Origin of the sequence: Stutzerimonas stutzeri (assembly GCF_024448895.1) — a bacterium.
GTDB lineage: Bacteria > Pseudomonadota > Gammaproteobacteria > Pseudomonadales > Pseudomonadaceae > Stutzerimonas > Stutzerimonas stutzeri_Q.
Genome location: NZ_JAMOIC010000006.1, coordinates 141,103 through 154,359, shown reverse-complemented (window position 1 = coordinate 154,359; position 13,257 = coordinate 141,103). Strand labels below are relative to the sequence as shown.

The window sequence follows — 13,257 nt, the reverse complement described above, 5'->3', positions numbered from 1 at the left end:
CGCAGGACTTCGGTCTTTCTTTAGCACCTGACAATCAGGCTGGAAACAGTTCGCTCAATTTCAACGCGAGCATCATGTCACCTTCAGCGCGCAGCTTTCCGGCCATGAATGCCTGCATACCGTCAGTCTCGCCGCTGATGACGCCTTGCATGGTTTCGCTGTCCATGATCAGTGTAACGTTGGCATCGGCGGACTCGCCTTTATGGAAATCGCAGGTGCCGTCCTTAACGACCAGATAGTAATTTTCGGCATCGGTGATGTTGAACTGGAAAACCAGGTCCAGGCCGGCCGCAGCACTTGGATTGAACTTGGCCTTCATACCCTGGATGGTTTCGTCGACGTTGCTCATCGGATTGTCCCTTTGTTTGTTGTCGTGGAAAAACATGCAGCCCTTGGCCGCGTTTGGCTGGAGCTCATCGGTACGTGACCAGCTCCGGATTTTTCAGCAGCTCGAGATGGGTGTGACTGTTGAATGAAGCCAACGTCACCTCCTGATCACGAAACTTCAGGCGGCTGACCGATGTGTTCACGATCTGCCAGTTGAGTTCGAATGCGTTTATGGCGGGCACACCGACGATCAGTTGCAGCAGAGCAGTGATGGTTCCGCCTGAGGTGAACACAGCGATTTGATCCTTCTTCTCCGCCTGGTCGATCAAGCGCTTCAGGCCGGCTTGCACGCGATCAAGAAAGCTTTGCCAACTTTCAAGGCCTTCCTTTTCGTGGTCACCCGAAACCCAACGCTGGATGATGTATCGGAACAGTCGCTGAAATTCTGCTCTGTGGCTGGCAGCGTTGCGAAATATCTGCATGGCGTCAGGCTCGACCGCCAACAGATCCTCGATGTGAGCGCGAATAACTTCATCAGCATGAAATTCGTTGAATGCCGAGTCGATTTCCAGGTTTGGCTGCAGGCTGTGGTCAGTCGAAGCCATTCGCTCGAGTGTCGCCCGCGCGGTGTCCTGTTGACGGTTCAACTCTCCGCTGAAACAGCGGTCGAAACGTATGCCCAGCTGGTCGAGATGATCACCTAGAGCGGCGGCCTGCCGAAAACCGAGCGGTGACAGAACGTCATAATTTTCGGCGCCAAATGAGGCCTGACCGTGTCTGATCAGGTAGATACTGCCCATGTTCTGCTCCGGGACCCCAGTTTTCGCGAGGGTAGGGGGATCACCACGGAGTGTCAACGATAAATCATACGTTCGTTTGAATTGCCATCGCTGGCTCAGTCGGTCATGCAATCGGTATGCTTGCCCAATCGAGCCAATGCGAACTGTTCCGCTGGCGCAGTAGTTAACCCAAGGGGGATCCGTGGAATTTCTTGCTGACTATGCAAGCTTTTTGGCCAAGACCGTTACGCTGGTAGCAGCGGTACTGATAGTACTCATCGCAATTGCTTCTCTGAGACGTGGACGAGGCAAGCAAGGTGGCGGCCATCTGGAAGTCCACAAGCTGAACGACTTCTATAAATCCATGCGTGAGCGTCTCGAGCAGTCACTGATCGAAAAAGACCAGCTCAAGCTGCAGCGCAAGCGGGAAGCCAAGGCGGCCAAGCTGGCGAAGAAAAGTCCCGAAAACCGTCCACGTGTTTTCGTACTGGATTTCGATGGTGACATCAAGGCTTCGGCGGTAGAGAACCTGCGTCATGAAATCACTGCGCTGCTTACGCTGGCGACACCGCAGGACGAGGTTGTGCTGCGCCTGGAAAGTGGCGGCGGCATGGTCCACGGATACGGGCTTGCAGCTTCGCAATTGGTCCGTATCCGGGATGCAGGCGTGCCCCTGACGGTATGTGTCGACAAAGTGGCTGCCAGTGGCGGTTATATGATGGCCTGCATTGGGCAGAAGATACTGAGCGCGCCTTTTGCGATTCTTGGTTCCATTGGCGTCGTTGCGCAGCTCCCTAACGTGCACCGTCTGCTCAAAAAACACGATGTCGATGTCGAGGTGCTGACCGCGGGCGAGTACAAGCGGACCCTGACCATTTTCGGAGAAAACACTGAAAAGGGGCGGGAGAAATTCCAGGACGATCTCGAAACCACTCACGAACTGTTCAAGAACTTCGTTGCACGTTACCGCCAGCAGCTGTCCATTGATGATGTCGCCACCGGAGAAGTCTGGCTTGGTATAGCAGCACTTGGTAAACAGCTGGTCGACGAATTGATGACCAGTGACGAATACCTGGCTGCCCGCGCTCGTGAAGCAGATCTTTTTCAGCTGCATTTTGCGGAGAAGAAAAGCCTTCCCGAGCGCTTCGGCATGGCCGCGAGCACCGCACTGGAGAGCACGGTTCTGAAAGGCTGGACGCGGCTAAACGAACAACGATTCTGGCAATAAGAGGATTACTGATGACTAGCTTCAAGGCCCTGCAGACCAGTGAAAAAGAAGAAGGGCGTTTCGAGACGCGGATCATCGAGCGAGACATCAACGATCTGCCGGCTGGCGAGGTACTGATTCGCGTCAGCTATTCATCGCTCAACTACAAGGACGCGCTTTCAGCGAGCGGCAATCGTGGAGTGACTCGCAACTTCCCTCATACGCCTGGCATTGATGCGGCAGGCACAGTGGCCGAATCAAGCGTTGCCGAATTTGGCAATGGAGATGAGGTCATCGTCACCGGGTATGACCTCGGTATGAACACCGCTGGAGGTTTTGGCCAATACATCAGGGTGCCGGCTGCATGGGTCATCAAGCGTCCCGCGGGTCTTTCGTTGCGCGAAGCGATGGCGCTCGGTACTGCCGGGCTGACGGCAGCCCTCTGCATCGACAAGCTTGAACAGGCCGGCCTGGAGCCAGGCGAAGGCGAGATACTGGTTACCGGGGCGACTGGTGGAGTCGGCAGCGTCGCAGTCGCGCTTTTATCTCAGCTCGGCTACAACGTGGCGGCCGTGACGGGCAAAGCAGATCAGGCAGAATTTCTAACCCGGCTGGGCGCGAAGCAGATCGTTGAGCGAAGTGCGCTTCAGGCCGGTACCGAGAAGCCATTGTTGAAAGAGCAGTGGGCAGGAGCTGTCGATACGGTAGGCGGTGATATTCTCTTCAATGTGGTGAAGTCCTTGCGGCGCGGCGCGAGTGTGTCGTGTTGCGGGTTGACTGCCGGTACTGGCTTTCAAGGCAGCGTGCTTCCGTTCATCCTGCGCGGCGTGAACCTCCTGGGTGTCGACTCAGTGGAGATTCCATTAGTCGTGAAGGCATCGATGTGGGACAAGCTTTCAGTGCAATGGAAGCTGCCGAATCTCAATGACCTGGTGCAAGAGATTCCGCTAGAGGAGCTCCCCGTTGCGATCGAGCGAATCCTGGCTGGCCAGCAAACCGGACGGATGCTGGTCCGACTCGATTAACAGGTTTAACTGGTGCAGCTTTGTCACCTATTACAAAGATAGCTAAAAGCGATTTGGGTTTGCGATCGATTGAGTGAAGCTAACGTCACTCAAACGCAGCAGAGAAACCTCATGAAAGCTTTGGCAGAGAAAATCAAAGAAACTCTCGGCAAAAAACTACCAGTGGACGACGTCCAAACCGATCATCCGAACTTCTGGATGTATTGCTGAGATAAAAGAAACCCGCCGAAAGGCGGGTTTTTTTGTCATCGGATCAAGTCAGCCCTGTCTACGACGGAAGAGTGGGAGCGGTTCGTCCGCGGCTGGCTGGTAAGTGACGGAAAAATCCTTCAGGCCTTCCAGCGCATCGTATGGATCCCGATCCGGTCGCACGGCAAAAGCATCGAAGCCGCAACGGCGCATATAGAACAGCTGATCACGAAGCACATCACCGATAGCACGGACTTCGCCTTTATAACCGTAGCGGTCTCGCAGCAGGCGTGCGCTGGAGTAATGGCGGCCATCTGTGAAGGCGGGGAAGTTCAAGGCGACGACCTGGAAATGCTCCAGGTCATCGGCGATTTCCTCAACGGCTTCGTCAGAGTCCAACCAGATACCCAGGCCGCCATCGCGCGCTTTCAAGGCATGGGCATGATCAAGCCACAACTGAAATGGCACGATCAGGTCGTCACAATTGGAAAGGCCGTCAAGCGTTACGTCCTTTGGCAGCAAATGCCAGGTCTCGTCGATGACCTGGCCGTCCTTAATGATTCGCTGCATAGACGCGCTCCTTGAAGGGGTCGATGCCAATTCGGCGGAAAGTGTCGAGAAACTGTTCATCTTCAGTACGGTGCTCCACATAGACGCCGATGACCTTTTCAATCACATCGGGCATCACGTCCTGCGCAAAGGACGGGCCGAGTATCTGGCCAAGGGTTGCTTTGCGGCCGGAGCTGCCGCCGAGTGATACCTGATAGAACTCTGCGCCTTTCTTGTCGACGCCGAGGATGCCGATGTGGCCCACATGGTGGTGGCCACATGCGTTCATGCATCCCGAAATGTTCAGGTCGATGTCACCGATGTCGAACAGGTAGTCCATGTCGTCGAAGCGGCGTTGGATGGCTTCGGCAATCGGGATCGACTTGGCATTGGCGAGCGAGCAGAAATCACCGCCAGGGCAGCAGATGATGTCGGTCAGCAATCCGATGTTGGGCGTGGCAACGCCGAGGTCGCGCAATTCGTGCCACAGTTCGAACAGTCGCGACTGCTCTACGTCCGCCAGGATCATGTTCTGCTCGTGCGAGTTACGCACTTCGCCAAAACTGTAACGATCAGCCAGCTCGGCGATGGTATCGAGCTGCCTGTCGGTCACATCGCCGGGAGCCACGCCGGTGCTCTTCAAAGACAGGGTCACGGCCGCGTAGCCGGGCTTCTTGTGTGCAACCACGTTGCGTTGGCGCCAGCGCGCAAATCCGGGGTGTTCAGCGTCCAGCTGAGCAAGTACGGCGTCCTGATCATCCAGAGCCTTATAGGCCGGATCGATGAAGAACTTGCTCACACGCTCGACTTCATCTTCAGTCAGGGTATTGAGGCCGTCCTTCAGGTAGGACCATTCGGCTTCAACACGTTCAGCGAAGACTTCCGGCGTAAGTGCCTTGACCAGGATCTTGATGCGCGCCTTGAACTTGTTGTCGCGACGCCCGTAGCGGTTGTACACACGCAAGATGGCGTCAAGGTAGGTCAGCAGGTGCTGCCAGGGCAGAAACTCGTTAATGAAGCTCCCCACGATCGGCGTGCGCCCGAGGCCGCCACCAACGGAAACACGGAAGCCTAGCTCACCTGCATCATTTTTTACTGCCTCAAGGCCAATGTCATGAACCTCGATTGCTGCACGGTCGCTAACGGCGCCGTTTACCGCAATCTTGAACTTGCGCGGCAGGAATGCGAATTCGGGATGGAAGGTCGACCACTGGCGAATGATTTCGCACCAGGGACGGGGGTCGACGAGCTCGTCTTTGGCTACACCTGCGAACTGATCGGTGGTGGTGTTGCGAATACAGTTGCCGCTGGTCTGGATGGCATGCATCTGCACCGTCGCCAGTTCAGCAAGGATGTCAGGTACATCCTCAAGTTCGGGCCAGTTGAGCTGCACATTGGTTCGGGTGCTGATGTGGGCATAGCCCTTGTCGTACTTGCGGGTGATATCCGCAAGTTTACGAATCTGAGTGGAAGACATCAGCCCGTAGGGCACGGCAATGCGCAGCATGGGCGCGTAGCGCTGGATATACAGACCGTTTTGCAGGCGAAGGGGCAGCAGTTCAGCGTCAGTCAGTTCGCCAGCCAGATAGCGGCGAATCTGGTCACGGAACTGACGCACGCGATCCTCGATGATGTGTTGGTCATACTGGTCGTATACGTACATGAAATGTCCTGTTTGCAGGCTGTTTACAGCTTTTTGCGCGCACGGCCGCGCACCCGTTCAGGGAGGCGGGCAAGATACCAGCTAGCAGTTATGCGTAAAAGTGATGTTTGGGAATATGTTTAGAACGAAACTGCCGATTTTGGGCATTTACCGAGCGCACCTTGAGGCGAATGCCGCTGTGGTCTTAACTGCCTAACAACCGGGCCTGTAATCCCGTTAATAACAAGGAGACAGCCAATGTCCGAACATTCGAACCCTCGTGGAAGCGATAGTCGCGCAGACGCCACCGCAATCTTTCTGATCATCATGCTGGTGGTAGCGACCGCTGTATTCTGGGTCAGCCATCAATAAAGACTCGCCTGATTAGGTCAAAGCCCGACAAGGTAGAGCACCAGCTTCACCACGCCCAGAATCACCAATACGAAGATCACGGTAAACCCAACCCCTAAGAAGATGAAGTGGCTGGGTTTGCCATGACTGAAGTCCCGCTCTCTATTCTTCCCGCTCTGAACGCCTAAGGCACCGGCGAGAACGCTCTGCAGCATCTGCCGGAACGTAAGTGACTTGGGTTGTTGATCGTCATCCATGCCTGTCTCCACGAGTTCGATTGTGGTGAAGTCTAGACGGCAATCGAGATGGAGCTGGTGTTGGTGGTCGGCGGCCACGACCACCACTATAGCCATGACGGCAGTCGGTAGCCTCTGACCGGCGACCGTCGCTATTTTTTCCGATCTGCTGGGCCGCCGCGAGCCAAACGCCTGCAAGTGCGGGGCCGTGTTGATCACCCTGCGCGGAGCTGGCAATCAATACGGGGCGATCCGCAATCCAGGGCTTAGCGCCCGCCTTTGAACCAGTCCCAAAGGCCCAGCGAAAAATTAGGGAATAGGTTGATGCCGAGGGCCGACTTGAGCAGATAAAGCGCCACGAGACCGACCAGAACGGAGAAGAACAGGAACAGGGTGATGGCTCCTGCCTTTGCCGCAAGCGAGAGGTTGCGCTGGGCCCGCGACAGGTTGCGTTTGTTGCGCCCCCCTACAAGCACGAAATAGTACTGATTGCTCCATAGGCTGAAGGTGCCGCGCCAGTCAACCTGATGCCGACCCCATGAGCGCGTTGCAAAAGCGCTACGCAAGCCTTCCAGCTGTTGATCGGTAAAGCTTTCGCGAAGATCCTCAGGAAGCCGCTGCTTCAGTCCGATGATGAAAGGGTCGCGATCCAATGCCATGTCGCCGGCAGCTGGATAGGGCGCGGAGGGGACGGTATCGCTTGTTTCGGAAAGAGCCATGGTGTCAGGAAGCCGTCAGAACTGGTGGAAGACGACTCCTGTATGCAACTAGCTCGCCGGATCAGCTCAGCTGACCGTTATTTGTTCGAATCGCTGGGCCAGTGCAACAAAGTCCGGACGCGCCTGCGTGTTTTCATCCATGCATTGCCGCATCAGCTCCGCCATGTTCAAAAGGCGAGGATTGGTGTCCCTGTGATCGCTACGCTGCAGCACCTCTTCGAGCAAACAACCAAACGCGCGGGCCTCGATGCGCTGGAGGGCCCTGCCCTGATCGGTAGTCGAGTCGAAGAACGAAGCGGCACCAAAATCGCTAAGCAGCGCATGGCCTTGCGGATTCACCAGCAGGTTATGGGCGTAAAGATCGCCGTGCAGAATCCCGCGCTCATGGAGGTGGGCCGTTACGGACGCCACATTGCTTGCTATGCGCAGCGCCTCATCAGCGCTGAAGCGGCGTTCCTCCGTGTAACAGTCGCGCGTGCAGCTGGCGAGCGACGGTGGGCCCGCGAGGGTCTGGTAGGACGGATCGATCAGCGCCATGAGCAGGCCAGGCAGGGTATCGGCGCATTCAGCCAGGGGACCGGTGACCGGGATAAGGTTGGCGTGAGCACCGGCCGCAATACAGGCGGCCATCTCGCTATGGGGCAGCCCGTCACTGGTCAGGCTGCCTTTGAACAGTTTGGCCGCCATGGGCTTGGCAGATTGGCCCGGCTGATTCCACTCAGCACGATGGATGACGCCGGATGCGCCTTGGCCCAGCACCTCGCCCAAGGCGATCTGAGCGCGATCCACCGGCGGCAAGGGATGCTGCGCCAGTATCTCGGCCTCCATTGCATCGCTGAACGGATTGCCGGCAAAAGCCAGCCAGCTCAACCGTGGCATATCGAGCAGCCAGGCGGGCAGGGCGGGCAGCTGATTTGCGGCGATTCGCAGCAATTCGAGACGACGGCAGTTGGCTAGCGTCTCCGGCAGAGCCTGCAGCTTGTTACCGGCGAGCATCAGCTTCTGCAGGCGCGTGCATTGCCCGATTTCGGCTGGCAGCTTTTCGAGCTGGTTGTCGGTGAGGATCAGCCATCGCAGCAGGGGCGGCAGCGCTTCGGCCGCTACCGTGCGGATGCGATTGGCCTTGAAGCCGACCATCTCCAAGCTGTCACATCGGCCAACCACGGCCGGTACCTCAGTGAACGCATTGTCCGAGCAGAACAGTATGCGCAGCCGATGCAGGCGCGGCAGGTCGTCCGGCAAGCTGGAGAGCTGATTACCGGAGAGGTTAAGCACTTCAAGGGAGTCGGCCAGATCGAAGATCTCGCGGGGAAAGTGCTGCAGATTCTCGGACAGATCAAGGCGCGTTGCGCCGGCCAGTTCGCCGCTTTTGAGTTGTTCCAGTGTGTGCATGCTGTTCTCGTCTGGCCGGGTCGCTGTGTTCGCGTCATCCGCCCTCTGATGAAGACGGCTACGCTCGACGGTGTTCGGATTGGATGCGTGCGCTAGGACAGTGGAGGGCAGCGCTTGTTCAGCGCAACGGCGCTATCACGGCGTCTGGAGCAGGCTGCCGTCGTTCACGAACCACCCGCTCGGCACGGGCACGTAGCTGACCACAGCCGCCGTCGATGTCCTGACCTGCTGAGTTGCGCACCTTGGTCAGAACGCCGTTATCGTGGAGGTAGCGCATGATCTGGTGAATACGCTCGGCATCAGGGCGCTGGAATTCATCGTCGTCGAGGCTGTTATAGGGGATCACATTCATGATCGCGAACTTGCCACGCAGCAGCCGGATGATGCCGTCCATCTCATCTTGGCTGTCGTTGATGCCCTTCAATAATGTCCATTGGTACTGGATCGGATAACCCACCAGCCGCGCGTAACGCTCGCCCAACTCCACCAGTTCGGCGGGATCAAAGGCGGGCGCTCGTGGCAACAGGACCCTGCGCAGCTCTGCGTCGGTGGTGTGAAGCGAGAGTGCCAGGGCGGGCTTCACGGCTTGATGCGGCAGCCGCTCGAATACTCGCGGATCTCCTACAGTGGAGAACACTAGATTCTTGTGGCCGATACCGCCGTCGGTTCCCAACAGGTCAATGGCCTCCAGCACGTTGTCCAGATTGTGCGCAGGCTCGCCCATGCCCATGAAGACAACCTTCCTCACCGGCCGGAAGCGTCGCGCCAGGGCAACCTGCGCAACGATCTCGGCACTTCCGAGCTGGCGTAGCAGGCCACTCTTCCCCGTCATGCAGAATACGCAGCCCACCGCGCAGCCCACCTGGCTCGACACGCATAGACCATCGCGTGGCAACAACACGCTCTCGACCATCTGCCCATCGCCAAGCTCGACGAGCAGCCTCGCCGAGCCATCCGTACCCGGGTGCTCGGAACGCAAGCGCACCAGGCCGGCAATCGTGTCGCTGACGCGCGACAGGCCGTTGCGTACCGATAGCGGCAGGAAATCCTCGGTGGGTTGATGGCGAGTGCCTGCGTCCAGCGGCTTGCCTTGCAGCCAGGCACGGGTCACCCGCCCGATATGGACAGGCTTGGCACCGAGTTCGGTGAGCTGTTGATGGATGTCATGGATACGCATAGGGCGCGCATTCTAGCCAAACGCCAGGTTGCGGTCTGTAGCAGCATGGCGGTCATTCGCTGAAACGGCGGCTGCCCAGTACCAACCCTAGAAGGAGCAACGCCAGCAGGGCGAACGCCAGGGTTAGCGATGCGTAGTGAGCGATCACACCGATCAGCGCCGGGCCGGCCAGTACGCCCGCAAACCCGATGGTCGTAGCCGCGGTGATTGCCTGATTCACCGGCATGTCCTGCTGTCTGCTGAGCGAAGAAATCAGTACGGGGGAGACATTGGCGCAACCCAGGCCGCACAACCCGTAACCCAGTAATGCCAATCCCCAGTGGTTTGTGATCAGGGTCAGTGCAATCCCGACGGCCGCAAGCATCCCTCCGCACGCGATCGTCCGTGCGGTACCGAGTGCGTTGACCACCGGTGCGCCGGCGAAACGTCCCACCGTCACCATCAGCGCAAAGCTCGCGTAGCCGAGGCCGCCTTTGGCGGTTTCCAGTGCCTTTTTTTCGGTGAGATAGAGCGCACTCCAGTCCAGCACCGCGCCTTCGGCCAGATAGACGACGAAACACAGCCCGCCGACCAGCATGACCGCTGCGCTCGGACGGACGAACGCGACCCCGCCGGTCGGCGCTCGCTCGCGTAGAAATCCAGACGAAACTGCCAAATTGGCGAGCACGATCAGCCCGATCATTAGCAGGGTGCCGATTGCCGGGGGCAGGCCCAGCGTGAGCGCGGCGGTCAAAGCCAGCGCTCCGCATATCGATCCGAGGCTGAACATGCCGTGGAAGTTGGACATATGACGCTTGCCGGTATCGCGCTCAATCATCACACCCTGGATATTGAAGACCACATCGATCACGCCGAGGCTGCCGCCAAAACAGAAGAGGGCAAGTGCGAGAAGCCACAGCGATTCCGTCAGCGCCATACCGGCCAACGCCAAGGCGAGCAAGGCTATGCTGAACAGGATGACGGGGCGGATACCGCGACGGGCCACGAGCAAGCCGGACAGTGGCATCCAGGTCAGCGAACCAATACCGATGCACAGCAATAGGGTGCCGAACAGGGCATCACTCATCTCGATGCGGGCTCGAACGTAGGGTACCAGTGGCGCCCAGATGGAGAGGCCGAAGCCGGCCATGAAGAACCCTACCCGGGTGGCGCGTATGGCGATGGGGGATGCAGCATCGACAGGGTGATTCGCCGCGAACATGAGCGGTTTCCGGAGCAGGAATGAAAGGAGACGCCGGTGCGCCGGCGTCGCTGTGCATTGTCGCAAACAATCAGGCCGGACGCTGATCAGCCCGCACTGGATGGCTGATTGACGCGCAGCGAACGCCGTCCGGGCCGGCCATGTTAATCTGCGCGCCTTGACAGACACTGCGGCCCGGAGCGGTACATGAAGTTCATTCACCAGCGCGAACACCTCAACGAAGACGACTTCGTGATCATCGAGTGCTCGCAACCCTGCAACATCCGATTGATGAACGACAAGAATTTTCGCAGCTTCCGTAATGGTGGCCGACACGCCTATCACGGCGGCGCATTCGATGAGTTTCCGGCGAAGATCAAGGTGCCCGGCACCGGCTTCTGGAACATCACTATCGATACCATCACCCGTAAAGCCATCAGCGTCACGCGCAAGCCGACGCTGACTCACAAGATCAAGATCGTTCGCAATTCTCCTTCCGAGCTGAAGTAAGTCATCCAGCAGCTGCCATCCGTCAGACTGCCCGGCATTCTCATCGTCCAGCCTTGCTAGATTGATCTCCGACATTTAGCTTCACGTAAAGATTCTTTTGCTGGAGCTAAATATGGGCACGCCCAGCCACCCAGATCATGTCGACTTGGTTCTCGAACAATGGCACAGCGTTACGCCGAATCGAGACGTGTCTCCGATGGCGGTGTTCACCCGTCTCTATCGGCTGTCCAAATACTTGAATCGTCGGGTCGCTGCCGTGTTTCGTCGGCATGGATTGCATGACGGTGAATTCGATCTACTCGCCACCCTCTATCGCAGCGGCCAAGCCGAGGGGCTGACACCCAATGCCCTCCGTCGGGCTGCGGTTCTCAGCTCAGGCGCCATGACCAATCGGTTGGATCGTCTGGAGTCTGCCGGGCTGATCCAGCGCGTGGCCAACCCGCACGACCGACGCAGCCTACTTATCCGTCTTAGCGATAAAGGGCAGACCTTGCTGCTTGGCTGCCTGGACGAATATCTGGCGGCGCTGCACCAGCTACAGGCGCCTCTGGATGAGGATCAGCGCCTGCAGCTGGCCCAGGCATTGCGGACCTTGTTGGCGCCGCTGGAGGAGCACGACGATGTCTGATTCGAAACGCCGTACCAGCCGCGCGCACCTTGGCATGTTGCTCTGGGCGCTGTTCGTCGGGCTCTCATTTCCCGCCGTGGGTTTGATGAGTGAAGGACTGCCGCCGCTTTTATTAACCGCGATGCGGTTCAGCATCGCCGCGCTGGCGCTATCGCCGTTGCTGTTTCGGCATGCTGAACGCTGGCCGAGCCGTCTGGGGCTGGTGCTTTATGCGCTGATGGGCCTGAGCCTGGCCGGGTTCTTCGGCACCATGTTCTGGGCGGCCCATCGCGTGAGTGCATTATCGATGGCGACCTTGTTCGTCAGTGTGCCGCTGCTGGCCTACTGCATCGGGCGGGGGCTGGGGGTGGAGCAGCCCGCCGGGCGGCTCCTGGCGATCCTCGCATTGGGCGCGATTGGCGCCTTGGGGCTGGCATGGGCGGAGAACGGTGGCGATTTCAACGGTCTACAACTGGGGTTCGGCGAGCTGGGATTCTTTTTCGGTTGTGTGGCATCTGCTCTGTATCCGGTCTTGAGCAAGTGGGGTTTGCAGCGCGGCTGGCTAGCGCCTCAGGCGGGATTACGCACGTTCTGGAGCCTGCTGGTCGGCGCCTTACTGATCGGCACCCTTGGCCTGTTCAGCGAGGATGCAGGAGCCCTGCTGGGAATGACGCTTTCGGATGTGGCGCTGGTGGCCTATCTCGGCGTGTTTTCCAGTGGCATGACCTTTTTCCTGCAGCAGCGAGCCACCTCGGTGCTCACGCCTGGTGCCGTCACGGCTTACAGCTATCTGGTGCCGTTCGTATCGATGCTGCTGTTGCTCGCTTACCAGCCGCAGCGGATGGGCTGGCACTGGCTGCCAGGCAGCGTGCTGGTGCTGTTGGCGATCGGCTTGCTATTGCGCCGCAGCAGCGCGGAACGCTGAATGCCGAGCAGCGTCGGAGCGCCGATTCGCATCTTGGTCCATGACACCTGACCGAACGACCGCGACCGCGACTGCGGTCTGTCAGCAGTCTCAGGATAGTGAGGGTGAGTCTGCACCGTGCGGCGCGAACGAGGCGGCCGGACGGAATCGATGAGCCGACCACCCTCAAGGATTGATTTCGGTAGCAGCACGGGCGGCAGGCGGGCAAAAGAAGGATTTGGTTGTTTTATGGGTGAGGTAGGCAGTCAGCAGGGCAATAATCGCAACATTCAGTTTTTACGGGGGCTTGCGGTCACAATGGTGCTATTTGCGCACGCATCGGTGATGTTGGTCGGGGAGGAGGCGGCCTACTGGGATGGTGTGCTGCTGAAGATTCTCCCAGGCGCGGGCGTCGATTTGTTTTCCTGATTTCCGGCTAACTGATGGGCGCAACCTTTCTGCG

The 13,257-nt window shown here is 58.4% G+C and carries 15 protein-coding genes; 6 read left to right on the top strand and 9 right to left on the bottom strand.

Annotated elements, in window-relative coordinates; all coding sequences use genetic code 11:
• Positions 1-34: 34 nt before the first annotated feature.
• Positions 35-349, bottom strand: a complete 315-nt coding sequence (locus NA619_RS09535; protein WP_045427587.1) for an SCP2 sterol-binding domain-containing protein — start codon at positions 347-349, stop codon at positions 35-37.
• 64 nt (positions 350-413) lie between these two features.
• Positions 414-1,127: a histidine phosphatase family protein gene (locus NA619_RS09530; protein ID WP_255961615.1), complete on the bottom strand. Its 714-nt coding sequence runs from the start codon at positions 1,125-1,127 to the stop codon at positions 414-416.
• Positions 1,128-1,308: 181 nt separating this feature from the next.
• On the opposite strand from NA619_RS09530, the gene sohB reads away from it, so the two are divergent.
• Together sohB and NA619_RS09520 are read left to right on the top strand one after the other, a co-directional pair.
• On the top strand, positions 1,309-2,334 hold the full coding sequence (gene sohB, locus NA619_RS09525) for a protease SohB (RefSeq protein ID WP_255961614.1): 1,026 nt from the start codon (positions 1,309-1,311) through the stop codon (positions 2,332-2,334).
• A gap of 11 nt (positions 2,335-2,345) precedes the next feature.
• The gene (locus NA619_RS09520) at positions 2,346-3,338 is read left to right on the top strand and encodes a YhdH/YhfP family quinone oxidoreductase (RefSeq protein ID WP_255961613.1); all 993 of its coding nucleotides are present in this window, start codon (positions 2,346-2,348) and stop codon (positions 3,336-3,338) included.
• Positions 3,339-3,596: 258 nt separating this feature from the next.
• Here the strand turns inward: NA619_RS09520 and NA619_RS09515 are convergent, their stop codons facing one another.
• The 7 genes from NA619_RS09515 to NA619_RS09485 form a co-directional block, all read right to left on the bottom strand.
• Entirely contained in the window at positions 3,597-4,097 is a 501-nt protein-coding gene (locus NA619_RS09515; RefSeq protein ID WP_255961612.1) for a DUF934 domain-containing protein, read from the bottom strand.
• A complete protein-coding gene (locus tag NA619_RS09510; RefSeq protein ID WP_255961611.1) occupies positions 4,081-5,739 on the bottom strand; it encodes a nitrite/sulfite reductase in 1,659 nt (552 codons plus the stop codon). The genes NA619_RS09515 and NA619_RS09510 overlap by 17 nt, the downstream gene beginning before the upstream one ends.
• Before the next feature lie 368 nt (positions 5,740-6,107).
• The gene (locus tag NA619_RS09505) at positions 6,108-6,326 is read right to left on the bottom strand and encodes a DUF2970 domain-containing protein (RefSeq protein ID WP_255961610.1); all 219 of its coding nucleotides are present in this window, start codon (positions 6,324-6,326) and stop codon (positions 6,108-6,110) included.
• Between the two features lie 245 nt (positions 6,327-6,571).
• A complete protein-coding gene (locus tag NA619_RS09500; RefSeq protein ID WP_423836817.1) occupies positions 6,572-7,024 on the bottom strand; it encodes a 3-phosphoshikimate 1-carboxyvinyltransferase in 453 nt (150 codons plus the stop codon).
• Positions 7,025-7,090: 66 nt separating this feature from the next.
• Entirely contained in the window at positions 7,091-8,416 is a 1,326-nt protein-coding gene (locus tag NA619_RS09495) for a leucine-rich repeat-containing protein kinase family protein (protein WP_255961609.1), read from the bottom strand.
• Positions 8,417-8,534: 118 nt separating this feature from the next.
• Positions 8,535-9,593 carry an RNA methyltransferase gene (locus tag NA619_RS09490; protein WP_255961608.1) on the bottom strand — a complete coding sequence of 353 codons (1,059 nt, stop codon included), beginning with the start codon at positions 9,591-9,593 and terminating at the stop codon, positions 8,535-8,537.
• A gap of 52 nt (positions 9,594-9,645) precedes the next feature.
• Entirely contained in the window at positions 9,646-10,794 is a 1,149-nt protein-coding gene (locus NA619_RS09485; protein ID WP_255961607.1) for an MFS transporter, read from the bottom strand.
• A gap of 186 nt (positions 10,795-10,980) precedes the next feature.
• Between NA619_RS09485 and NA619_RS09480 the strand changes: the two genes are divergently transcribed.
• The 4 genes from NA619_RS09480 to NA619_RS09465 all read left to right on the top strand — a co-directional run bounded on the left by NA619_RS09480 (position 10,981) and on the right by NA619_RS09465 (position 13,223).
• On the top strand, positions 10,981-11,283 hold the full coding sequence (locus tag NA619_RS09480; protein ID WP_255961606.1) for a DUF1883 domain-containing protein: 303 nt from the start codon (positions 10,981-10,983) through the stop codon (positions 11,281-11,283).
• Positions 11,284-11,395: 112 nt separating this feature from the next.
• Entirely contained in the window at positions 11,396-11,911 is a 516-nt protein-coding gene (locus NA619_RS09475; protein ID WP_255961605.1) for a MarR family winged helix-turn-helix transcriptional regulator, read from the top strand.
• Positions 11,904-12,815 carry a DMT family transporter gene (locus NA619_RS09470; RefSeq protein WP_255961604.1) on the top strand — a complete coding sequence of 304 codons (912 nt, stop codon included), beginning with the start codon at positions 11,904-11,906 and terminating at the stop codon, positions 12,813-12,815. The genes NA619_RS09475 and NA619_RS09470 overlap by 8 nt, the downstream gene beginning before the upstream one ends.
• Before the next feature lie 150 nt (positions 12,816-12,965).
• Positions 12,966-13,223 (top strand): hypothetical protein, encoded by a 258-nt coding sequence (locus NA619_RS09465; protein WP_255961603.1) that lies wholly within the window; start codon positions 12,966-12,968, stop codon positions 13,221-13,223.
• Positions 13,224-13,257 lie beyond the last annotated feature (34 nt).